Origin of the sequence: Nocardia cyriacigeorgica, assembly GCF_029868385.1 — a bacterium.
Lineage (GTDB): Bacteria > Actinomycetota > Actinomycetes > Mycobacteriales > Mycobacteriaceae > Nocardia > Nocardia cyriacigeorgica_F.
In genome coordinates, this window is record NZ_JARWNX010000039.1 from 147,013 (window position 1) to 167,494 (window position 20,482).

The window sequence follows — 20,482 nt, forward strand, 5'->3', positions numbered from 1 at the left end:
AGAGCACACGAAGCCCGGCCGCGCCCGTTATGTTGGGGTTCGGCGTCGCCGACGGCGACGGCGCCGCAGAGACGAAAGAGGTCGGCATATGCGCGCAGCCCAGGTCAGCAAGCTGGAAGGACCCGAATCGATCGAGGTCGTCGACATCGCGGAACCCGCGCCGTACGCCGGTGGTGTGGTCATCGATGTGCACGCCGCCGGGGTCGCGTTTCCCGATGTGCTGATGACGCGCGGGCTGTATCAGATGAAGCCGCAGCTGCCGTTCGTCGTCGGCGGTGAGGTCGCCGGTGTGGTGCGGGAGGCGCCCGAGGGCGCGCATGTGCGCCCCGGTGACCGGGTGGTGGCGTTGACGCTGCTCGGCAATGCCATGGCCGAGGTGGCCGTGGTTCCGGCCGAGATGGTGTTCCGGCTACCGGACAACGTGTCGCTCGAGGCCGGTGCCGGGATCCTGTTCAACGACCTGACCGTGCACTTCTGCCTGCGCAACCGCGGCAGGCTCGCGCCGGGGGAGACGGTGCTCGTGCACGGCGCCGCGGGCGGTATCGGTACCTCGACGCTGCGGATGGCGGCCGCGCTCGGCGCGGGCCGCACCGTCGCTGTGGTCAGCACGGAGGAGAAGGCCGAGGTGGCGCGGGCCAATGGTGCCACCGATGTGGTGCTCGCCGACGGCTGGCTGGCTGCGGTGAAGGAGCTGACCGGCGGGCGCGGGGTGGATATCGTGCTCGATCCGGTCGGCGGCGACCGTTTCACCGACAGCGTCCGCTCCCTCGCCTCCGCGGGTCGGCTGCTGGTCGTCGGCTTCACCGCCGGTGAGATTCCGACGGTGAAGGTGAACCGGCTGCTGCTCAAGAACGTCGAGGTGATCGGCGCGGCCTGGGGCGAATGGGTCATGACCCATCCCGGTTATCTGGCCGAACAGTGGGCCGAGGTGGAGCCGCTGCTCGCCTCCGGCGCGATCACCGCGCCGCAGCCGGTGCTGTTCCCGCTGGAGCGGGCCGCCGACGCCGTCGCATCGCTGGACAATCGCACCGCGACCGGCAAGGTCGTCGTCACCGTGCGCTGAGCTCACAGCACAAGCGCGCTATCTGCCTTCGCGATAGGCGGGCGCCTTGCTGGTGCCCGCCGGGGTGAGGGTGCGCAGCAGTGGCAGGGTGCGTCGCTCGACCACCGTCGACAGCACGATCACACTGTGCGAACGAGCCACGGGGCTGGTGCGGTCGATGCTCAACAGCACCTCCTGGAGCCCGCTGTGTGAATCCGCCCCGATCCGGCACAGCACATCACCGGATCCGGTGGTCGCATACGCCTCGAGCACGCCGGGTATCGCCTCCAGTTCGGCGGCGACGGCGTCGAGCGCGCCCTGGGCGATCTCCAGGGTGACGAAGGCCTGTACCTCGAAACCGGCGGCGGTCACATCGATCTGCGGATCGTAGGAGGCGATCACCCCGGCCTCCTCCAGTCGCGCGATCCGCGACTGCACGGTGGCGCGCGCGACCCGGGTACGCCGGGACAGCTCCAGAATTCCCGCTTTCTGGTACTCGTGCATCGCGGTGAGGATCGCGAGATCGAGTTCATCCAGTTTCGCCGATGTGCGCGACATGGCGGCCTCCGTTCGGGACTACGCGTGGTTCCCCAATGCTAGTCAATATGCTCAGCATCAGAGGCTCTTTACTAGACTGATCCGCCACTGTGTCTACTGAAAATGCCACTGGTTGCCTACCGGTTCGGTCGGCGATTTCCTTGGTGCATGACTCTCGAGCAGATGCCGGACGCCCGCCGCGCGGGCACCCCGACCGACGGTGAGCTGCGCACTCTGGTCGGCCTGGTGGATCATGACGACAGTGTCGACCCGTTTCCGGTGATCGGCTGGGACGCGCTGGTGTGGGTGGTCGGCAACGCCACCCAGACCGCACACTTCCTGGAATCGGCGTTCGGCATGCGGTTGGAGGCCTATTCCGGCCCGGAGACCGGCAACCGCGATCACAAGGCGTTCGTACTGCGTAGTGGCGGCGCCAGATTCGTGGTCAAGGGTGCGGTGGACCCGGAGAGCGCGTTGATCGCCCATCACGATCGGCACGGTGACGGCGTCGTCGATATCGCGCTCGAGGTGCCCGATGTGGACCGCTGCGTCGAATGGGCGCGTACGCACGGCGCCACCATCCTGGTCGAACCGCATGACGAGCGCGATGAATTCGGCACCGTCCGCTCGGCCGCGCTGGCCACCTACGGTGAGACCAGGCACACCCTCGTCGACCGCTCCGGCTATCTCGGCCCCTATCTGCCCGGCTATGTCGCGCGCCGTTCGACGTTCCAGCCGCGACCGGGCGCACCCGCCCGGCTGTTCCAGGCTATCGACCACGTGGTCGGCAACGTCGAGCTGGGCCGGATGGACGAATGGGTCGAGTTCTACCGCCGCGTCATGGGTTTCACGAATATGGCCGAATTCGTCGGCGACGATATCGCCACCGAGTACTCGGCGCTGATGAGCAAGGTGGTGGCCAATGGCAATCACCGGGTGAAGTTCCCGCTCAACGAACCGGCCGTCGGCAAGAAGCGCTCCCAGATCGACGAATATCTCGAGTTCTATCGCGGCCCAGGCGTCCAGCACATCGCGCTGGCCACCGCCGACATCCTGTCCTGTGTGGACAGCCTGCGCCGCGAGGGCGTCGAATTCCTGGCCACTCCCGACGCCTACTACCAGGACCCGGAATTGCGCGCCCGCATCGGCCATGTCCGGGTTCCGGTGCAGGAGTTGCAATCTCGCGGCATCCTGGTCGACCGCGACGAGGACGGCTATCTATTACAGATCTTCTGCCGCCCGCTCACCGACCGCCCGACGGTGTTCTTCGAACTCATCGAACGGCACGGCTCCCTCGGCTTCGGCAAGGGCAACTTCAAGGCCCTGTTCCAGGCCATCGAGCGCGAACAGGACGCCCGCGGGAATTTGTAGCCGAGGCCGACTCGCGAGGCGGTCGGTAGAGTTCATCGCATGCGAATCCCGTCGGTCCTCGTCTCGGTGGCGGCCCTGACGTTGCTGCTGTCGGCGTGCGGCTCCAGCGAGGAGGGCGATCCGCCGGGGGGCACCCATCGTCCGCCGCCGAAAGTCGCCACGCTCGGCCCGTTCGTCGGCGAATGCGGCCACGTCACCGATGACGAGATACGCGAGGTCGCCGGAATGCCGCAGATCTCGCAGGTGTTCCGCAACTCCACCGGCTGCAATTGGCAGGCCTCCGGCGGCGGATCGACCAGCGTCACCTTCGCCTCCTTCCGCGGCAGTCCGATCGAACGTGAACGCGCCTGGGTCACCACCCAGGGCCGTAATCCGCAGTCGATCGAGGTCGCGGGCAAGACCGGATTCCAGGCTCTCGAGCCCAGCGGATCGGTCTGCGATCTGGCCGTGCAGATCGGCGACGACTTCTTCGAATGGTCGATGTCGTACGGATTGTTCGAGACCGGTGGCGGTAACCCGTGCGACCGGATGCGGAAACTGGCCGAGCTGACCGTGCAGAGGCTGCAATGAGGGGAGCGGTGATGACGGGCGGGGGCAGGCGCGTACGCGCGATGGTGGCGATGTCGGCCGCGGTGGGCGTCGCGCTGACGCTCGGCGGATGCGGCCGCACGGTCGAGGGTTCGGCTCAGCCGGCGGGCGCCGCCGAGGCGGGCACGGTGAACACCGATTTCGACAAACTGCTGCGCGAATGCGATGTGGTCACCCAGGACCAGATCGCGAAGGTCGTCGATGAGACGAGCATGGCCATGCCGTCGTTCTACGGCGCGGTCTGCATGTGGGATCTGGAAGGCGGCGCGACCGGCGGCGGGATGGTGTCGCTGAACTGGTACGAGATCGGTTCGCTGAACAACGAGCGCGCCAACAACGACAAACTCGGCTACACCACCACCACGATCACCGTGCAGGGGCGCAGCGCGCTGGAGACGCGGCGGCCGGGCGATCCGGATTCCTGCGGGGTCAGCGCGAGCGCGGCCGATAGCGGCATCATCGGCTGGTGGGTGAACTACCGGGCGGGCAGCGCCCACCCCGACCCCTGCGGTGCGGCGAAGAAGCTGGTGGAGCTGACCTTGAATCTGGCCAGGTGAGCGCCTCGACGTGCACCGCGTGACCGACCCCGCTTTGCCCATGCTCGAGCACCCGAGTATCGTGGATCGCTGTGCCCGGAAGCATGCGGGCAAGTTCGAGCGCAGAACGTAGGCCAGCGAGAGCGGCCGACAGTTCCAGCGTGCCCTGAAATCGGGCGGCTGACCTGCGCGCGACACGCCCGACCTCGGGACGCGAGAAACGTGGCCGGACGTGCGAGTGAATGCTCGATGACACGTATACGACACCGCATTAACCAATAAGGAAAGCCGGTCTATGCCAACCATCAACCAGCTGGTCCGCAAGGGTCGTCGCGACAAGGTCTCCAAGACCAAGACCGCGGCCCTCAAGGGGAGCCCGCAGCGTCGTGGCGTGTGCACGCGTGTGTACACCACGACCCCGAAGAAGCCGAACTCCGCGCTGCGTAAGGTCGCGCGTGTTCGCCTGACCAGCGCGGTCGAGGTCACGGCGTACATCCCGGGTGAAGGCCACAACCTCCAGGAGCACTCGATGGTGCTCGTGCGCGGCGGTCGTGTGAAGGACCTCCCCGGTGTGCGCTACAAGATCATCCGCGGTTCGCTCGACACCCAGGGTGTGAAGAACCGCAAGCAGGCCCGCAGCCGCTACGGCGCCAAGAAGGAGAAGAGCTGATATGCCACGCAAGGGCCCCGCTCCCAAGCGTCCGCTGATCAACGACCCGGTCTACGGGTCGCCGCTGGTCACTCAGCTGGTCAACAAGATCCTGCTCGACGGTAAGAAGTCGACCGCCGAGCGCATCGTCTACGGTGCGCTCGAGCAGGCGCGCGAGAAGACCGGCACCGATCCGGTCGTCACCCTCAAGCGTGCCCTCGACAACGTCAAGCCCGCCCTCGAGGTGAAGCCCCGTCGTGTCGGTGGCGCCACCTACCAGGTGCCGGTCGAGGTTCGTCCGGGTCGTTCCAACACCCTCGCGCTGCGCTGGCTGGTCAACTACTCGCGCGCTCGTCGGGAGAAGACCATGGTCGAGCGTCTGGCCAACGAGCTGCTCGATGCCAGCAATGGCCTCGGCGCCTCGGTGAAGCGTCGCGAGGACACCCACAAGATGGCCGAGTCCAACCGGGCCTTCGCGCACTACCGCTGGTGACGACTGCCCGGCCCATCGCTGGTGGGGTCGGCAGCATCACGGCCGGGGGCGGCACTACGGTGCCGCTTCCGGCGTTGACATAGTGACGACCGCACCGGTCGTCCCCGAGAATCCCAACTAGCTGATCGCTAACAGAGCAGAGCGGGGAAGATTTCCGTGGCACAGGACGTGCTCACCGACCTGAACAAGGTCCGCAACATCGGCATCATGGCCCACATCGATGCGGGCAAGACGACGACAACCGAACGAATCCTGTTCTACACCGGTGTGAACTACAAGATCGGTGAGACCCACGACGGTGCCTCGACCACCGACTGGATGGAACAGGAACAGGAACGCGGCATCACCATCACCTCGGCGGCGGTGACGTGCTTCTGGAACCAGAACCAGATCAACATCATCGACACCCCGGGCCACGTGGACTTCACCGTCGAGGTGGAACGTTCGCTGCGCGTGCTCGATGGCGCCGTCGCCGTCTTCGACGGCAAGGAAGGCGTCGAGCCGCAGTCCGAGCAGGTGTGGCGTCAGGCCGACAAGTACGACGTGCCGCGCATCTGCTTCGTCAACAAGATGGACAAGCTCGGTGCGGACTTCTACTTCACCGTGCAGACCATCAAGGACCGCCTCGGTGCCAAGCCGTTGGTCATCCAGCTGCCGATCGGCGCCGAGGACACCTTCGAGGGCATCGTCGACCTGGTCGAGATGAACGCCAAGGTGTGGACCGGCGAGACCAAGCTCGGTGAGAAGTACGAGGTCCAGGAAATCCCCGCGGATCTGAAGGAGAAGGCCGAGCAGTACCGCCAGGAGCTGCTCGAGACCGTCGCCGAATCGGATGAGGCGCTGCTGGAGAAGTTCTTCGGCGGCGAGGAGCTCTCGATCGATGAGATCAAGGGCGCCATCCGCAAGATGACCGTCAACTCCGAGCTCTACCCGGTGCTGTGCGGTTCGGCGTTCAAGAACAAGGGCGTGCAGCCCATGCTCGACGCCGTCGTCGACTACCTGCCTTCGCCGCTGGACGTCGAGTCGGTGCAGGGTCATGTGCCCGGCAAGGAAGAAGAGCTCATCACTCGTAAGCCGAGTGCCGATGAGCCCTTCGCCGCGCTGGCGTTCAAGATCGCGGTGCACCCCTTCTTCGGCAAGCTGACCTACATCCGGGTGTACTCGGGCAAGGTCGACTCCGGCGCCCAGGTCATCAACGCGACCAAGGGCAAGAAGGAGCGTCTGGGCAAGCTGTTCCAGATGCACTCCAACAAGGAGAACCCGGTTCCCGTGGTCTCCGCGGGCCACATCTACGCGGTGATCGGCCTCAAGGACACCACCACCGGCGACACCCTGTGCGATCCGAACAACCAGATCGTGCTCGAGTCCATGACCTTCCCGGACCCGGTCATCGAGGTCTCCATCGAGCCCAAGACCAAGTCCGACCAGGAGAAGCTCGGCACCGCGATCCAGAAGCTGTCCGAAGAGGACCCCACCTTCTCGGTGAAGCTGGATCAGGAGACCGGCCAGACCGTCATCGGCGGTATGGGCGAGCTGCACCTCGACATCCTGGTCGACCGGATGAAGCGCGAGTTCAAGGTCGAGGCGAACGTCGGTAAGCCGCAGGTGGCCTACCGCGAGACGATCACCAAGAAGGTCGAGAAGCTCGAGTTCACGCACAAGAAGCAGACCGGTGGTTCCGGTCAGTTCGCGAAGGTCATCATCGCGGTCGAGCCGTTCGTCGGCGAAGACGGCGCGACCTACGAGTTCGAGAACAAGGTCACCGGTGGCCGCGTGCCGCGCGAGTACATCCCATCGGTCGACGCCGGTGCGCAGGACGCCATGCAGTACGGTGTGCTCGCCGGTTACCCGCTGGTCAACCTGAAGGTGACCCTGCTCGACGGCGCGTACCATGACGTCGACTCTTCGGAGATGGCGTTCAAGATCGCGGGTTCGCAGGCCCTGAAGGAAGCGGCCCGTAAGGCCGGTCCGGTGATCCTCGAACCGCTCATGGCGGTCGAGGTCATCACGCCCGAGGATTACATGGGCGATGTGATCGGCGATCTGAACTCCCGCCGTGGCCAGATCCAGGCCATGGAGGAACGCAGTGGTGCCCGTGTCGTCAAGGCGCTGGTTCCGCTCTCGGAGATGTTCGGTTATATCGGTGACCTGCGGTCGAAGACCCAGGGCCGGGCGAACTACTCCATGGTGTTCGATTCGTACGCGGAGGTTCCGGCCAACGTGTCGAAGGAGATCATCGCCAAGGCGACCGGAGAGTAAGTACCCCTCCGGGGCGGGTAGCTCACCCGCCCCGGATCTCCCGGGAGTTTGTACAACCGAAAGTTCCCCATGTATGTGGGGAGAACCCCGCACTGCTGCAACTGCAAGCACCAACAAGTCCAGGAGGACCACACAGTGGCGAAGGCGAAGTTCGAGCGGACAAAGCCGCACGTCAACATCGGCACCATCGGTCACGTCGACCACGGCAAGACCACGCTGACCGCAGCGATCACCAAGGTGCTGGCGGAGAAGTACCCGGACCTGAACGAGAGCTTCGCTTTCGATCAGATCGACAAGGCGCCGGAGGAGAAGGCTCGTGGTATCACGATCAACATCTCCCACGTCGAGTACCAGACCGAGAAGCGCCACTACGCGCACGTCGACGCCCCGGGTCACGCCGACTACATCAAGAACATGATCACCGGTGCGGCGCAGATGGACGGCGCCATCCTCGTGGTCGCCGCCACCGACGGCCCGATGCCGCAGACCCGTGAGCACGTGCTGCTCGCCCGTCAGGTCGGCGTGCCCTACATCCTGGTCGCGCTGAACAAGTCGGACATGGTCGACGACGAGGAGATCCTCGAGCTCGTCGAGATGGAGGTCCGCGAGCTGCTGGCCTCGCAGGAGTTCGACGAGGACGCCCCCGTCGTGCGCGTTTCGGGCCTGAAGGCGCTCGAGGGCGACGCGAAGTGGTCGGAGTCGATCCTCGAGCTGATGAACGCTGTCGACGAGTCCATCCCGGACCCGGTCCGTGAGACCGACAAGCCGTTCCTGATGCCGATCGAGGACGTCTTCACCATCACCGGTCGTGGCACCGTGGTCACCGGTCGCGTCGAGCGTGGCGTGATCAACGTGAACGAGGAAGTCGAGATCGTCGGCATCCGCGAGAAGACCACCAAGACCACCGTCACCGGTGTCGAGATGTTCCGCAAGCTGCTGGACCAGGGCCAGGCGGGCGACAACGTCGGTCTGCTGGTTCGTGGTCTGAAGCGTGAGGACGTGGAGCGCGGCCAGGTCGTCGTGAAGCCGGGCACCACCACCCCGCACACCGAGTTCGAGGGTCAGGCCTACATCCTGTCGAAGGACGAGGGTGGCCGCCACACCCCGTTCTTCAACAACTACCGTCCGCAGTTCTACTTCCGTACGACTGACGTGACGGGCGTTGTGACCCTGCCCGAGGGCACCGAGATGGTCATGCCCGGTGACAACACCGAGATGTCGGTCAAGCTGATCCAGCCGGTCGCCATGGACGAGGGCCTGCGCTTCGCGATCCGCGAAGGTGGCCGCACCGTCGGTGCCGGTCGCGTCACCAAGATCGTCAACTGATCTTCTGACGTAGCAGCCGAATCGGCGCCGCTCCGAAAGGAGCGGCGCCGTTTTGTATTTCGAATGGCGATCCGACTACTCGTCAGGTGCGTTGGTGTCGAAAGTCGCGATGCCCAACGACTTCCAAGCGCCCAACAGTCGCTGGTCACCGGAAGCGGCAACCAGGTCGGGGGCGTCGAGCTGAGCAGCGGCCGCACAGTGGACCGCGTCGTGTCCACGGAGGGCGAGGGTCTCGGCGAGTTCGGCGGCACTGAGCACCAAGGGCTCATCGACCTCGGCGATCTCGATCTGACTCCACAGGCTGTCGAGCAGGTTTCGGCTCGCTGCGTGCTGCGCCTTACGGATACGTCCCATCCGTTCGGCCTGGGCCAGTGCTGCGGCAGATTCGACATAGAGCAGTCGGCTCGAGACCACGGCGTCGGCGACGTCCCAGAACCTACGGCATGCTCGACTGCTCGGCTCGCCGATCAGCAGCGGTATGAAGGCCGACGTGTCGAGGTAGCCGATCACCGGCGCTGTTCATCGACAAGGTCGCTGACAATGCCGAGGCCCTGGATCGGTTCCGGTGCGGATTCTTTCGGCGTTCGCGCAGGCGTGATGCGACCTGCTTCCCGTAGTCGTTCCAGCGGGGTCAGGTGGTCGACGGGAACGATCCGGGCGATGGGTCGGCCATGGTCGGTCACCGTGACGGTCCGACCGGCGCGTACCGCGGACAGGTGACGGCTCAGATGGTCTCGCAGGTCCCGTACTCCGACGTCCACGACATCCTCCCAAAGTGGCTATATATCCCTACCCGAATATAGCCACTGTGGCGATATCCGTCTACCGGCGTATGACGGATCGCCTATGGTCTGGCGGACTACGCGAAACGGCGCCGCCCTGATCAGGGCGGCGCCGTTTCGCTTATCGAGATCCGTTACGGCCGGCCGGTGCGACCATGGACTGCTCAGTCCGATTCGCCGGCGGCCTGTAACAGCGCCTGGGCGAACTGCACCATCTGAGTGGAGCCGCCGTACCAGGCGGAGACGACCTCGACGGCCGCTGCGCGGGTGCGGCGGGCGGTGCGGATGACCTCCTCGTTGGAGAGGTTGCCCGCTTCGGCCTTATCGGCGAGAGCGTTGAGTTCGTCGCTGGCCAGCAGTAGTCGCATGATGCGGTGTAGGTCGACGCCGCCGTCGGCGGTCGGCAGCGGTAGGGGCGGTTCGGCGGGTGCTTCGACGGGTGGCTCCGCGGCGGCGCGGGCCGCGCGGCGCGACGGGATCGCGGGGCGTGGTGTGGGCGCCGGGTTCGGCGCGGGGGTTTCGGGTGCCGGGTTCGGAGCGTGAGCTGGGGTCTCGGCGGGCGCAGCGGCGGCGGGGGCCGCGATCGACGAGGTAGCGGGCGCGTCGACGGTGTTGTCCACTCCGGTCAGCCCGATGCCCTGCGCCGCTTCGGGTTCCGCCGGTGCGGGGGCCGCTCGCCGCGGCTCCGGCATCGGCGGCAACGGCGCGGGGGACCAATCGAAGGCGGAGGGCTGGGTGGCAGTTCTGGTGGGCAGGGACCCGTTGGCGATCGCCCCGTTGCTGCTGGTGTCCGCACCGGTCAGTCCGGCCGCCATGGCTGCGGCCGGTTCGACGGGCTCCCGTTCGGTGCGGTGAAAACCCTCCTGGCGGGCACGAAGTCCATCTCCGAGACCGTTGTAATCGGCATCCATGAGGTCATTCTTACCCGAGGGGACCGTCATTCGGCGCGTCGGCGGCCGCATCCGGCGCCCATCCGTGGCGACTTTCACCGCCCGTTTTGTCGGTATCGTCCGATAGTGTGCATCCACGTCACCGACCTGGGCGAGGAGCGCGGATATGTCTGCGGATGCGGATCTGAACATTGCCGAAGGCACCATGAAGGGGGATCTGCCCTACCTGGCGCTCGGCGCCGGACGCCCATTGGTGTTCCTGCGCTGGTTCACCTCCGATCACACCAATCCCACCGGCTGGCTGCGGAACTCGGAGATCAAGACCCTGGCCCCGCTGGCGCGCCACTATCGGGTGTACGCGGTGAACCGGGAGCCGGGCATGGCCGAGGGCACCACCATGGCCGATATCGCCGCAACGCATGCCGCCGCGCTGCACGCCGAATTCGGTGAACCGGTCGATATTCTCGGCATGTCATCGGGCGGTTCGGTCGCGCTCCAGCTGGCTGTCGATCACCCCGAAGTCGTCCGCAGAATGGTCATCGCATCCTCCGGCTATCGCCTCGATCCGGCTGCGAAACAAGGCCAATTGCGCTATGCCCAGGCGCTCGCCGCCGGCAAACGCGCACTGCACCACCTGGCACCCATCTCGGTCGGCAATCCCGTCGCCGCGCGTGTGGCCGCGGGCGCGATGTGGCTGTTCGATCCGCTGGACCGCCCGAAGAACCCCGCCGATCCCATCGCCTTCGTGCACGCCGAAGACGCCTTCGATCTCGACGACCGCCTCGGCGAGATCACCGTGCCGACCCTGGTCATCGGCGGCGACAAGGACGCCGCCTATTCCGTCGCGAACTTCCGGCGCACCGCCGACGGAATCCCGGACGCCCGCCTGATCATCTATCCCGGTGCAGGACATATGGGCGCGATCAAGCACGAGCGCTTCGTGCCGGATGTCGTCGGGTTCCTCGACGCGCCTTGACGGCGAGGCGGATTCGGTCGAAGGTTCAGCGCATCGCGCGGTAGTGGACTCGGCTGTCGGGGTCCAGATGCTCGGTGGCGTAACTCAGTGCGGTCCGGCCCATCTCGGCCGCGTGGCGGTCGAGGAAGTCGGTCAGTAGTTGTCGGTCGATGCGTTTGCCGACCTCGCGCAGCATCCAGCCCAGCGCCTTCTGGATGAGGTCGTGGCGGTCGCCGAGCAGGCGTTCGGAGAGCGCGACCGTGGTCGAGGCGTCACCGGCCTTGATGAAGGCGAAAGTGGACAGCAGCGCGACTCGCCGCTCCCACAGCGAATTCGAATCGGCGAGCTCGACGAGTAGGTCCCGCGGCTTGTCGAGCAGCCAGGGACCGACGATCCGTTCGGCGGAGACGTCGACGAGGTCCCAATTGTTCACCCGGCCGCGGCGCACCGCATCCAGATAGAACCGCACCATCTCGGCGCGGGCGGCGTCGTCGAAAGTGCGTGGCTTCGAGGCCTTCTCGAACCGGGCATTGAGGATGATCAGCGCCGCGAAGCGTTCCTCGTGCACAGGGCTGTCCAGCAACGCATCGATCTCGGTGAGCGGCAGTGTCGCATGGCGTTTGGCGACCGAACGGATGGCGGGCACCCGCACACCGGCGAAGACGTCGCCTTCGCCGTATTCGCCGGGGCCGGTCTTGAAGAACCGTTGCAGTTGCTTCGCGTCGGCGGGGTCGGCGAGTTCGGCCAGGGCGGCGCGCACCTGGTCGGCGGTTGCGGCATCATCGGTCATCGAACCAGCCTTCCGATCGCGGTGGCCGAACGGTCAGTCTGTCGCGCCGAGCGCCCGTCCGGGTTCGAAAGCGGCGGCGGCCGCGGGCAGTTCACCCGGACGACCGCTGTTGAACACCTGCACCGTACCGTTGCCGGTGCTCGGTCGACCGAGCCCGTCCATGCGCCGGATCGTCTGTGCGGCAACGGCTTGGGCGCTGTCGAACAGGCGCACACCGTCCGGTAGCGCGGCCACGATACTGTCCACCACCAGCGGATAGTGAGTGCAGCCCAGTACGACGCCTTCGACGTCATCGGGAGTCTGCTCGGCCGCCGCCGCGATCGCCGCCCGCGCGGCCACCAGATCACCCGCATCGATGGCGTCGGCCAGACCGTGGCAGGCCACGCCGGTGACCGTGGCCTCGCCACCGAACCGGGCGATCAGATCGGCCTGGTAGCGGCTCGCGGTGGTCGCCGCGGTGGCCCATACCGCCACCGACCGGCAGGCCGCTGCGGCCGGTTTGATCGCGGGCACGGTGCCGATCACCGGAATATCGGGGCCCACGTCGGCGCGGACGTGGTCGAGCGCGGTGACGCTCGCGGTATTGCACGGCAGCACGATCACCTCGGCGCCCATGGTCAGCGAGGCACGGGCGGTGTCGACCACTCGTTCGACGACCCACTCTTCCGGTTTCGGGCCCCACGGGGCGCCGTCTGGATCCAGTTGCAGCACCAAATCCACATCCGGGCGCAGCTTGCGCAGCCAAGCGGCGGTCGGCAGGGAGCCGAGACCGGAATCGATGAGCGCGACGATCACACCACCAAAGGTATTAGCTCGCGCCGAGTAGCTCCGCCACCGGGGCACCCGCCGCGATCTTCGCCCTGGTCTTCATCACCTGCGCGGTCATCCCGGCGCCGACCACACCGGTGAGTATGCCGTCCTGGATGTAGTAGACGAGAAACTTGCGGCCGTCGTCGGAGACGATGCGCACCTCGTCGGTCGCGCCGGGGGTGCCGAGGGCCTGGATCTTCACGTCGTACTGGTCGCTCCAGAAGTAGGGCACCCGCGCCGCGGTCGGTGGTTCGGCGCCGAGCAGTGCGCAGGCCAGCAGTTTCGCCTGCTCACCGGCATTGGTCCAGTGTTCGACCCGCTTGCGCGCGCCGGTGTCGTGCAGCCATGCCGCGACATCGCCGACAGCCCACACTCCGGCGGCGGACGTGCGGCCGACCTCGTCGGCGAGCACACCGCCACCCGCGGACGCTTCGGCCAGTGCGATACCGGACTCGGCCAACCATTCGATGACCGGCGATGAGCCGACACCGATGACCACCAGATCGGCCACAACCTCCGACCCGTCGGTCAGCAGCGCCCCACGCACCCGGCCCTCGTCATCGGCGAGCAGCGAATCGACCCCGGTCCCGCAGCGCAGATCCACGCCTTCGTCGCGGTGCATCCGCGCGACCAATGCGCCCACCCGCTCGCCCAGCACCGAGGCCAGCGGCGTCGGCTGCGGTTCCACCAGCACCACCTCGACGCCGGAGGCGCGGAAGCTGGCGGCAAGCTCGCAGCCGATGAATCCGGCGCCGATGACGAGCGCGACCCTGGCCGCGACCAGTTCCGCGCGCAGGGCCGCGGCGTCGGTGTGGTTGCGCAGCACGTGCACACCGCCGAGGTCGGGTAGGCCGGGCAGCCTGCGCGGGCGCAACCCGGTGGCGATGATCAGCTCGCGGTAGTCGAGCGCGGTTCCGTCGGCCAGTCGTAGGCGGCGGGTCTCGGTGTCGACGCCCACCGCCTCCTGGTTCAGCCGCAGATCGATCTTCTTCTCGGTGAAGAATTCCGCGGGCCGCAGGGTGGTGTCGTCGGTTTCGCCGCGGACGAACTGTTTGGACAGCGGCGGACGGTCGTAGGGCGGACGGGATTCGTCGCCGAGCAGGATCAGCTCGTCCTCGTATCCCGCGCGGCGCAACTCCTCGGCGGTGCGCAAACCGGCCAGCCCGGCGCCCACGATCACGATCGGCGCAGCAGTCATGCGGGCATCCCTTCCTTCGGGCCGTCGTCTCGGCCACCACTGACTGTGAAGACAGTTCACCCTAACGTCCGCTTGGTCGGTGCTGTAGTGAGGACCGTCACCTTTACCGTGCCATCGATTGCCGCGCAATCGTGGCCGTTCCTATATCGACCGGCCGGTCAATCAGGTCTATACCGAGGTCAGGACAGATTTTCGGGCCTGTCCACCCCGCCGAATGCAAGGAGGCATACATGTTCACCGAAAGCCGTGCGCAAGATTTCCTGGCCGTGGTGCTGGGCGTCTTCGCCGCACTCTCACCGCTCTGGGTGGAGACGAATGATCGGGCCATGTGGTCGTTGATCGTGCTCGGTGTGCTCATCGCACTGACCGGTCTGGCGCAGATGTACCGTTCCGAGATGGCCTCCGCCGACTATGCGATGGGCCTGCTCGGCGTGCTGATGTTCTTGTCCCCGTGGGTCATGGACTTCAGCGGCTTCAGTGGCGCATCCTGGACCGCATGGGTGGTCGGGATAGTGACCGTGGTCGTCGCGGTGGCAGCGCTGCCCGCGGTATCGGGGCGGCTGCACGATATGGTTCCGCATCACTGACGACCGTGACCAGACCCCGTCGTGCCGGGCGTCGCCGCAGTGCGAAAACCGACGGCGACGCCCGCCAACTGATCCTGGATGCCGCGGAAAGGCTTTTCGCCGCACAGGGGTTCGACGGCACCCCGACGGCGGCGATCGCCGCGTCCGCCGATGTGCCCAAGGGTCTGGTCTTCTATTACTTCCCGACCAAGAACTCGATCCTGACGGCCCTGATGGCCGAACGGGTGCCGCCGCAACCCATCGAGGACATCGGCGCTGTCGTCGCACCGGGTGATCCGGCGACCAGCCTGGTCAATCTCGATGCGGCACTGAACCTTCGCGACCACCATTCCTCGGTGTTGCGAGTGATCATGTGGCGCGAAGCCGACACCCATCCCGACGTCCGCCGCCAGCTGCGCCAGCTGCGTGATCAACTCCTCGACGTCACCGCTCGCGTGCTCCAGGCCAGTGCTCCGGCCCCGGTCCGTCCCGGCACCCTACGCGCGTGCGCCGCCGCCTGGGTCTCGGCCATGTTCGCCATCGCCAGCTCCGACCGCCTGCACGCCCTCGACGGCGTCCCGCTGCCGACCACCGACGAGATTCTCAATGTCGCGCAGGTGGTGGCGGCGGGTATGACACAACTCGGCTGACCGGGATTCGATGCCGAAATATCGCTGACACCCCGTCCGGCCTGCGCGATCGCAACACCGCGCCGTGGTAGCAATAGGTGCCATGCGGGTTATCCAGCGTTTGATAACCGGTGCGCTCCTGGGCGCCTCCGCGGTTCTGATCGTCGGGACGGTCCCCGCCCCGGCTCTGCCTCGCTATCCGGTGGCCGATCCCGATCCCTTCTACTCCCAACCGGCCGACCTCGCGGCCTATCGCCCCGGTGACGTGCTCGCGGTGCGGCGACTGCCGCCACTGCTCACCTTCCCCGGCACCACGCTGACACTGGTGAAGTTCCGCTCCACCAATTCGCGCGGTCTGCCCATCGCGGCGACCACCACCGTGCTGACGCCGCCAGGGCAGCGCCCCGACGGGCCACTGCTGTCCTATCAGCACATCATCAACGGGCTCGGACCGTCGTGTGCGGTGTCGCGGGTGCTCTACACCGCCGATCCGAATCTGCAAGTCCGCGAGGCCGTCGCGCTGAATGTGCTGCTGTTGCGCGGGTGGAGTATCGCCCTGCCCGACCATCTCGGTCCCACCTTCGCCTACGGCGCCGCTAAGCTCGGCGGGCAGATCACGCTCGACGGAATCCGGGCCGCGCAGCGAGTTCCGGAGCTGGCGGTCCAGCACAGTCCGGTGGCGATGGCCGGGTATTCCGGTGGCGGTATGGCCACGGCCTGGGCGGCCGCGCTGGCGCCGAGCTACGCACCGGAGGTGAAACTGGCCGGTGCCGCGGCCGGGGGCGTCCCGGCGAATCTGATGCGCATGATCGAAGGCTTGCAGTTCGACCCGCATCCGGCGTTCGGCCTGGTGATGGCGGCCGCGATCGGGCTCGAACGCGAATATCCCGATCGTTTCCCGATCAGCGACAATCTCAATCCGACCGGTATCGCGGCGCGCGATGCGATGGCCGATGGCTGCACCAATGACATTCTCGCCACCGGCGCTGGTCGCAGCGTTCGCGACTACGCGAGCAACACCTCGCTCATGCACGACGCCGACGCCAGGGCGGTCGTCGAGGAGAACAGCATCGAACTATTCGATCAGGAACCGAATATCCCCATCTTCGAATGGCATTCACCCACCGATCCGCTGATCCCGATCGACTCCATCGTCGCGACCAACCGCCGCTACTGCGCGGCGGGCGTGCCGGTGCAGGCGGAACTGATCCCGACACCGGAACACCTGTCGGCCGCTGTGCTCGGAATGCCGAGCATGGTCGCGTGGCTGGATGCCCGGTTCCGCGGGGAACCGGCCCCGAGCAACTGCTGAACGCGCGAGTGTCGGCTCAGAACTGGATTTTCAGGTGGTCGGTCACCGGCCTGGCCTGGCAACCGAGGATGTAACCGTTCTCGATGTCCTCGGGGTCGAGGATTTCGGCGTTCTCCATGTCGACCTTGCCCTCGAGGACGGTGCATGCGCAGGAACCGCATTCGCCCTCCTGGCAGGAGTAGGGGACATCGAGTCCCTTGGCGAGCATGATGTCGACGAGGGTCTGTTTGCGGGGCCAGCTCAGTTCGTGGACCTCACCGTCGAGTTCCACCTCGACGGTGGCGGCGTCGGCGGCTTCTTCGTCACTGATCTCGACCGGCGCCTGATCGGCGAACGGGTCTCCGGCCAGTGAGTTGAAGACCTCCGCGTGGGTGCGGTTGCGGGGGACGTCGAGCTGGGCGAGTGCGTCGTGCACGCGGTCCATGAACGGGCGCGGGCCGCACATATAGGCGTGGTAGGCGGTGTAGGGGCGGACCAGTCCGGCGAGCGCGTCGGCGGTGGGCAGGCCCTGTAGGTGTTCGAGCCAGTGGATGACGGTGAGCCGCTGCGGGTGCTTATCGGCCAGTTCGCGCAGTTCGGCGGCGAAGATCACCGATTGCGGATCGCGGTTGGCGTAGACGAGCACGATCTTGCCGGTGCCGCGGGCAAGGGCGGATTTCAGGATCGACATGACCGGTGTGATGCCGCTGCCCGCGCCGAACAGCAGCAGATCCTCGTCGAGATCCTTCGGGGTGAACACCCCGGACGGTGGCAGTACCTCGATCTCCGAACCGGCCACGATGTTGTCGCAGAGCCAGTTGGAGCCGTAGCCGCCCTCGGTGCGTTTGACGGTGACCTTGGGCAGATCGTCGGTGTAGGGCGAGCTGGCCAGCGAATAGCAGCGCGCGACCGATCCGGTCTGATCGCTCGGGATGCGCAGGGTGAGGAACTGGCCGGGCTGGTATTCGAAGCGTTCGCGGAGTTCGCCGGGTACGTCGAAGACCAGCGAGGCGGTGTCGGCGGTCTCGGCGATGACCGCGGCAACCCGCAGCACGACCGAGCGTGAGCCGTGTGGAACTTCGACGGTGGTCATGTCGTCCTCTCGAACGTGGCGCGGCCGATCCGGTACCGGTACGGCAAAACTAGAACGTGTTGCAGTTTTATCGTACGTCGGGGTCGGGCTGCTGGACAAGCTGGGCTTCCAGCCCGGCGATCAGCACGCTCACCCCGAAGTCGTACGAATACTTACCGCGCAGGTCGGGCATGTATTTGGTGGCGCGGGCCACCGCATCGGGCAGAGTGACATCGGTCAGCGCCGACCGGTCACGCGGGTTCACCCGGCTGCGACCGAACAGGAAGGTGTGGATGGTCGCGTAGGCGGCCAGCACATTGCGGTCGCTGAATCCCGCGTCGAACAGGATCTCCATCACCGCGGCGATCACATCGAGCTGTTTGCCGAGCATCTGTTCGATCAGCACATCGCCGAGGCCGGGGTGCTTACGCAGTTTCTCATCGATCTGGCCGATGAGTTCACGCAGCCGCTGCTGCCAGGGACCCGACTCCGGTGGCGGTTTGCGTACGCCCGCCAGTGCGGCGGTGGCTACCAGGTCGAGCAGTTCCCGTTTATCGGCCACGTAGTAGTACGGGGCCATCGGCGAAACTCCCAGTTCGCGCGATAGTCGACGCATCGATAGCTTGTCCACGCCGTCTGCGCGGACCACCCGCAATGCGGCCTCGACGATCTCTGATTCCGAGAGGGTATTACCGCCCCCGCTGGCCTGCGTTCGCCCGACTCCCATGCCACCTCTACCACCGCGGGCGCCTTCGGCCCGTCATGTCCTGTTCAGCTGCTTGCCACCGGAAAGTTTAGAGGGCTCGGGGCTGGTGCTGCCGATTCCTCGGTCGAAACCGCTTCTTTTTGTCAGTTCATGACGTTATGGTGTGTGAGCGCGGCTACATCTGTGGCCGCGACCACAGTGCCCACTGGAGTGGAGGTAGCCATGCCGGACCAGGGATTCAACGGACCCGCCGACACCGACAACCGCGGCCCGATCGCGGCCGCCGCGCAGCGCTCGGCCGAGGACAACACACCGCTGGTGGAGGAATCGCTCATCGAAGAGGTGTCCATCGACGGTATGTGCGGCGTCTACTGATCTGAGAGGAGCGCCCGAAATGCTCGATCTCGATACGCGCTGGCAGCTGCATCCGCGAGTTGCCCTGCGGCCGGAACCGTTCGGCGCGCTGCTATATCACTTCGGCACGCGCAAGCTGTCGTTTCTGAAGAATCCGCGCATCGTCGAGATCGTGCGGTCGCTGCCCGCGCAGCCATCGGTGCGTTCGGCCATGCGGGCCGCCGGTGTGGACGACGCCGCGGCCGCGTCGTATGTGAAAGCGCTGACGCAGCTGGCCGATTCGGACATGATCGTCGGTGCGTCCACATCGACCCCGCTGGTGCAGCCGGTCGCACCCGCGCCGTTCGCGCCCGCGGCCCCTGGTGATGATCGGGCGGTGCGGCTCGTCGACCGATTCGAATCGGGGCTGGCCGCGCCGATCTGCCTGACCTGGGAACTCACCTACGCGTGCAATCTGTCCTGTGTGCATTGCCTGTCGTCGTCCGGGCGGCGCGATCCGCGTGAGCTGAGCACCGAGCAGTGCAAGGCGCTCATCGACGAGTTCCAGCGCATGCAGGTGTTCTATGTCAATATCGGCGGCGGCGAACCCACTGTGCGCCCGGACTTCTGGGAACTGGTCGACTACGCCACCGATCACCAGGTGGGAGTGAAGTTCTCCACCAACGGTGTTCGGATCACCCCCGAGGTCGCCGCGCGGCTGGCCGCCAGTGACTATGTGGACGTACAGATCTCGCTCGACGGCGCCGACGCCGCCGTCAACGATGCGGTGCGCGGACCCGGTTCCTACGATATGGCGATCCGCGCACTGGAAAACCTGGCCGCGGCCGGGTTCGAGGATGCCAAGCTGTCGGTGGTGGCGACCAGGCACAATATCGCCCAGCTCGACCAGTTCCGGGAGATCGCCGATCGTTACGGCGCCACCCTGCGGCTGACCCGGCTGCGTCCGTCCGGCCGCGGCGCCGATGTGTGGGATGAGCTGCATCCCTTGCCGCAACAGCAGCGTGAACTCTACGAATGGCTGCTGCGCAATGGCGACGGTGTACTCACCGGTGACTCGTTCTTCCACCTGTCGGCCTTCGGCGAGGCGCTGCCGGGACTGAACATGTGCGGTGCGGGCCGGGTGGTGTGTCTGGTGGATCCGGTGGGCGATGTCTATGCCTGCCCGTTCGCCATCCACGACCGCTTTCACGCCGGAAACGTGGTCGCCGACGGTGGTTTCGCGAGCGTATGGCGGGAATCGGAGCTTTTCGGGCAGTTGCGTGAGCCCACCGGCGGCGGCGCGTGCTCGTCCTGCGCGCATTACGACGCGTGCCGGGGTGGCTGTATGGCGGCGAAGTTCTTCACCGGTCTGCCCGCCGATGGGCCGGACCCGGAATGCGTACAGGGTTACGGTGAAGCGGCGCTCGCGGACGCGGGCCGGGTGGTGCCGCGCTCATCGGTCGACCATTCGCGGCGGAGCGCGCCGCGGCGTTCGGGCGGGCGTAAATCCGGGCCCGTTCCGCTGACGCTGCTGACGCCGCCGCGGCGGCCGTCGCGGGCCTGTGACGAGAGCCCGCTGGGGTAGCCGCGCGCGGATAGCCGGGGCCGGTGCGCGAACCATCCGAGGTTCGCGCACCGACCGCGCGGTACGCGATTGCC

At 66.5% G+C, this 20,482-nt stretch carries 23 protein-coding genes; 14 read left to right on the forward strand and 9 right to left on the reverse strand.

What is annotated here, in order from left to right:
• Positions 1–88: 88 nt before the first annotated feature.
• Complete coding sequence (locus tag QH168_RS10050) at positions 89–1,063, forward strand: NADPH:quinone oxidoreductase family protein (protein WP_280234248.1); 975 nt, start codon at positions 89–91, stop codon at positions 1,061–1,063.
• Positions 1,064–1,081: 18 nt separating this feature from the next.
• Here the strand turns inward: QH168_RS10050 and QH168_RS10055 are convergent, their stop codons facing one another.
• Positions 1,082–1,600 (reverse strand): Lrp/AsnC family transcriptional regulator, encoded by a 519-nt coding sequence (locus QH168_RS10055; protein ID WP_280234249.1) that lies wholly within the window; start codon positions 1,598–1,600, stop codon positions 1,082–1,084.
• A gap of 147 nt (positions 1,601–1,747) precedes the next feature.
• On the opposite strand from QH168_RS10055, the gene hppD reads away from it, so the two are divergent.
• The 7 genes from hppD to tuf all read left to right on the forward strand — a co-directional run bounded on the left by hppD (position 1,748) and on the right by tuf (position 8,801).
• The gene (gene hppD / locus QH168_RS10060; protein ID WP_280234250.1) at positions 1,748–2,950 is read left to right on the forward strand and encodes a 4-hydroxyphenylpyruvate dioxygenase; all 1,203 of its coding nucleotides are present in this window, start codon (positions 1,748–1,750) and stop codon (positions 2,948–2,950) included.
• Between the two features lie 39 nt (positions 2,951–2,989).
• Positions 2,990–3,520: a DUF3558 domain-containing protein gene (locus QH168_RS10065; RefSeq protein ID WP_280234251.1), complete on the forward strand. Its 531-nt coding sequence runs from the start codon at positions 2,990–2,992 to the stop codon at positions 3,518–3,520.
• Positions 3,521–3,531: 11 nt separating this feature from the next.
• Positions 3,532–4,095, forward strand: coding sequence for a DUF3558 domain-containing protein (locus tag QH168_RS10070; RefSeq protein ID WP_280234252.1), 564 nt, complete (start codon positions 3,532–3,534; stop codon positions 4,093–4,095).
• Between the two features lie 274 nt (positions 4,096–4,369).
• Positions 4,370–4,744: a 30S ribosomal protein S12 gene (gene rpsL, locus QH168_RS10075; RefSeq protein ID WP_019049359.1), complete on the forward strand. Its 375-nt coding sequence runs from the start codon at positions 4,370–4,372 to the stop codon at positions 4,742–4,744.
• Position 4,745: 1 nt separating this feature from the next.
• On the forward strand, positions 4,746–5,216 hold the full coding sequence (rpsG, locus tag QH168_RS10080) for a 30S ribosomal protein S7 (protein ID WP_040739280.1): 471 nt from the start codon (positions 4,746–4,748) through the stop codon (positions 5,214–5,216).
• Between the two features lie 156 nt (positions 5,217–5,372).
• Positions 5,373–7,475 carry an elongation factor G gene (gene fusA, locus QH168_RS10085; protein WP_280234253.1) on the forward strand — a complete coding sequence of 701 codons (2,103 nt, stop codon included), beginning with the start codon at positions 5,373–5,375 and terminating at the stop codon, positions 7,473–7,475.
• A gap of 135 nt (positions 7,476–7,610) precedes the next feature.
• Positions 7,611–8,801, forward strand: coding sequence for an elongation factor Tu (gene tuf, locus QH168_RS10090; RefSeq protein WP_280234254.1), 1,191 nt, complete (start codon positions 7,611–7,613; stop codon positions 8,799–8,801).
• A gap of 75 nt (positions 8,802–8,876) precedes the next feature.
• Here tuf and QH168_RS10095 read toward each other — a convergent pair whose 3' ends face one another.
• The 3 genes from QH168_RS10095 to QH168_RS10105 form a co-directional block, all read right to left on the reverse strand.
• Complete coding sequence (locus tag QH168_RS10095) at positions 8,877–9,311, reverse strand: type II toxin-antitoxin system VapC family toxin (RefSeq protein ID WP_280234255.1); 435 nt, start codon at positions 9,309–9,311, stop codon at positions 8,877–8,879.
• Entirely contained in the window at positions 9,308–9,562 is a 255-nt protein-coding gene (locus QH168_RS10100) for a type II toxin-antitoxin system Phd/YefM family antitoxin (protein ID WP_280234256.1), read from the reverse strand. Before QH168_RS10100 ends, QH168_RS10095 begins: the two co-directional genes overlap by 4 nt.
• A 185-nt stretch (positions 9,563–9,747) precedes the next feature.
• Positions 9,748–10,494: a hypothetical protein gene (locus QH168_RS10105; RefSeq protein ID WP_280234257.1), complete on the reverse strand. Its 747-nt coding sequence runs from the start codon at positions 10,492–10,494 to the stop codon at positions 9,748–9,750.
• Positions 10,495–10,639: 145 nt separating this feature from the next.
• Between QH168_RS10105 and QH168_RS10110 the strand changes: the two genes are divergently transcribed.
• Positions 10,640–11,449 (forward strand): alpha/beta fold hydrolase, encoded by an 810-nt coding sequence (locus tag QH168_RS10110; RefSeq protein ID WP_280234258.1) that lies wholly within the window; start codon positions 10,640–10,642, stop codon positions 11,447–11,449.
• 25 nt (positions 11,450–11,474) lie between these two features.
• Here the strand turns inward: QH168_RS10110 and QH168_RS10115 are convergent, their stop codons facing one another.
• The 3 genes from QH168_RS10115 to QH168_RS10125 are packed head-to-tail and all read right to left on the reverse strand — an operon-like array spanning position 11,475 to position 14,226.
• Positions 11,475–12,218, reverse strand: a complete 744-nt coding sequence (locus QH168_RS10115; protein ID WP_280234259.1) for a DNA alkylation repair protein — start codon at positions 12,216–12,218, stop codon at positions 11,475–11,477.
• 33 nt (positions 12,219–12,251) lie between these two features.
• The gene (locus QH168_RS10120; RefSeq protein WP_280234260.1) at positions 12,252–13,013 is read right to left on the reverse strand and encodes a glutamate racemase; all 762 of its coding nucleotides are present in this window, start codon (positions 13,011–13,013) and stop codon (positions 12,252–12,254) included.
• Positions 13,014–13,026: 13 nt separating this feature from the next.
• Complete coding sequence (locus QH168_RS10125; RefSeq protein ID WP_280234261.1) at positions 13,027–14,226, reverse strand: NAD(P)/FAD-dependent oxidoreductase; 1,200 nt, start codon at positions 14,224–14,226, stop codon at positions 13,027–13,029.
• Between the two features lie 230 nt (positions 14,227–14,456).
• On the opposite strand from QH168_RS10125, the gene QH168_RS10130 reads away from it, so the two are divergent.
• The 3 genes from QH168_RS10130 (at position 14,457) to QH168_RS10140 (ending at position 16,733) form a co-directional block, all read left to right on the forward strand.
• The gene (locus QH168_RS10130) at positions 14,457–14,813 is read left to right on the forward strand and encodes an SPW repeat domain-containing protein (RefSeq protein WP_280234262.1); all 357 of its coding nucleotides are present in this window, start codon (positions 14,457–14,459) and stop codon (positions 14,811–14,813) included.
• Between the two features lie 5 nt (positions 14,814–14,818).
• The gene (locus QH168_RS10135; protein WP_280234263.1) at positions 14,819–15,442 is read left to right on the forward strand and encodes a TetR/AcrR family transcriptional regulator; all 624 of its coding nucleotides are present in this window, start codon (positions 14,819–14,821) and stop codon (positions 15,440–15,442) included.
• 82 nt (positions 15,443–15,524) lie between these two features.
• Positions 15,525–16,733 carry a lipase family protein gene (locus QH168_RS10140; RefSeq protein ID WP_280234264.1) on the forward strand — a complete coding sequence of 403 codons (1,209 nt, stop codon included), beginning with the start codon at positions 15,525–15,527 and terminating at the stop codon, positions 16,731–16,733.
• Positions 16,734–16,749: 16 nt separating this feature from the next.
• Here the strand turns inward: QH168_RS10140 and QH168_RS10145 are convergent, their stop codons facing one another.
• Together QH168_RS10145 and mftR2 are read right to left on the reverse strand one after the other, a co-directional pair.
• Positions 16,750–17,805, reverse strand: coding sequence for a ferredoxin--NADP reductase (locus QH168_RS10145; RefSeq protein WP_280234265.1), 1,056 nt, complete (start codon positions 17,803–17,805; stop codon positions 16,750–16,752).
• A 67-nt stretch (positions 17,806–17,872) separates the two neighbouring features.
• Positions 17,873–18,511: a mycofactocin system transcriptional regulator MftR2 gene (gene mftR2, locus QH168_RS10150; RefSeq protein ID WP_280234266.1), complete on the reverse strand. Its 639-nt coding sequence runs from the start codon at positions 18,509–18,511 to the stop codon at positions 17,873–17,875.
• A gap of 252 nt (positions 18,512–18,763) precedes the next feature.
• On the opposite strand from mftR2, the gene mftA reads away from it, so the two are divergent.
• Together mftA and mftC are read left to right on the forward strand one after the other, a co-directional pair.
• Positions 18,764–18,865, forward strand: coding sequence for a mycofactocin precursor MftA (mftA, locus tag QH168_RS10155; RefSeq protein WP_280234285.1), 102 nt, complete (start codon positions 18,764–18,766; stop codon positions 18,863–18,865).
• Between the two features lie 19 nt (positions 18,866–18,884).
• Positions 18,885–20,408, forward strand: coding sequence for a mycofactocin radical SAM maturase (gene mftC, locus QH168_RS10160; protein ID WP_280234267.1), 1,524 nt, complete (start codon positions 18,885–18,887; stop codon positions 20,406–20,408).
• Positions 20,409–20,482 lie beyond the last annotated feature (74 nt).

What these genes read in the sequence shown, in the direction of transcription:
- QH168_RS10130 (WP_280234262.1), top strand. Translation starts at nt 14,457, where the DNA reads ATGTTCACCGAAAGCCGTGCGCAAGATTTCCTGGCCGTGGTGCTGGGC.
- mftC (WP_280234267.1), top strand. Translation starts at nt 18,885, where the DNA reads ATGCTCGATCTCGATACGCGCTGGCAGCTGCATCCGCGAGTTGCCCTG.
- QH168_RS10110 (WP_280234258.1), top strand. Translation starts at nt 10,640, where the DNA reads ATGTCTGCGGATGCGGATCTGAACATTGCCGAAGGCACCATGAAGGGG.
- hppD (WP_280234250.1), top strand. Translation starts at nt 1,748, where the DNA reads ATGACTCTCGAGCAGATGCCGGACGCCCGCCGCGCGGGCACCCCGACC.
- QH168_RS10125 (WP_280234261.1), bottom strand. Translation starts at nt 14,226, where the DNA reads ATGACTGCTGCGCCGATCGTGATCGTGGGCGCCGGGCTGGCCGGTTTG.
- QH168_RS10115 (WP_280234259.1), bottom strand. Translation starts at nt 12,218, where the DNA reads ATGACCGATGATGCCGCAACCGCCGACCAGGTGCGCGCCGCCCTGGCC.
- QH168_RS10145 (WP_280234265.1), bottom strand. Translation starts at nt 17,805, where the DNA reads ATGACCACCGTCGAAGTTCCACACGGCTCACGCTCGGTCGTGCTGCGG.
- mftR2 (WP_280234266.1), bottom strand. Translation starts at nt 18,511, where the DNA reads ATGGGAGTCGGGCGAACGCAGGCCAGCGGGGGCGGTAATACCCTCTCG.
- QH168_RS10050 (WP_280234248.1), top strand. Translation starts at nt 89, where the DNA reads ATGCGCGCAGCCCAGGTCAGCAAGCTGGAAGGACCCGAATCGATCGAG.
- QH168_RS10105 (WP_280234257.1), bottom strand. Translation starts at nt 10,494, where the DNA reads ATGGATGCCGATTACAACGGTCTCGGAGATGGACTTCGTGCCCGCCAG.
- QH168_RS10140 (WP_280234264.1), top strand. Translation starts at nt 15,525, where the DNA reads ATGCGGGTTATCCAGCGTTTGATAACCGGTGCGCTCCTGGGCGCCTCC.
- QH168_RS10055 (WP_280234249.1), bottom strand. Translation starts at nt 1,600, where the DNA reads ATGTCGCGCACATCGGCGAAACTGGATGAACTCGATCTCGCGATCCTC.
- QH168_RS10065 (WP_280234251.1), top strand. Translation starts at nt 2,990, where the DNA reads ATGCGAATCCCGTCGGTCCTCGTCTCGGTGGCGGCCCTGACGTTGCTG.
- QH168_RS10070 (WP_280234252.1), top strand. Translation starts at nt 3,532, where the DNA reads ATGACGGGCGGGGGCAGGCGCGTACGCGCGATGGTGGCGATGTCGGCC.
- rpsG (WP_040739280.1), top strand. Translation starts at nt 4,746, where the DNA reads ATGCCACGCAAGGGCCCCGCTCCCAAGCGTCCGCTGATCAACGACCCG.
- rpsL (WP_019049359.1), top strand. Translation starts at nt 4,370, where the DNA reads ATGCCAACCATCAACCAGCTGGTCCGCAAGGGTCGTCGCGACAAGGTC.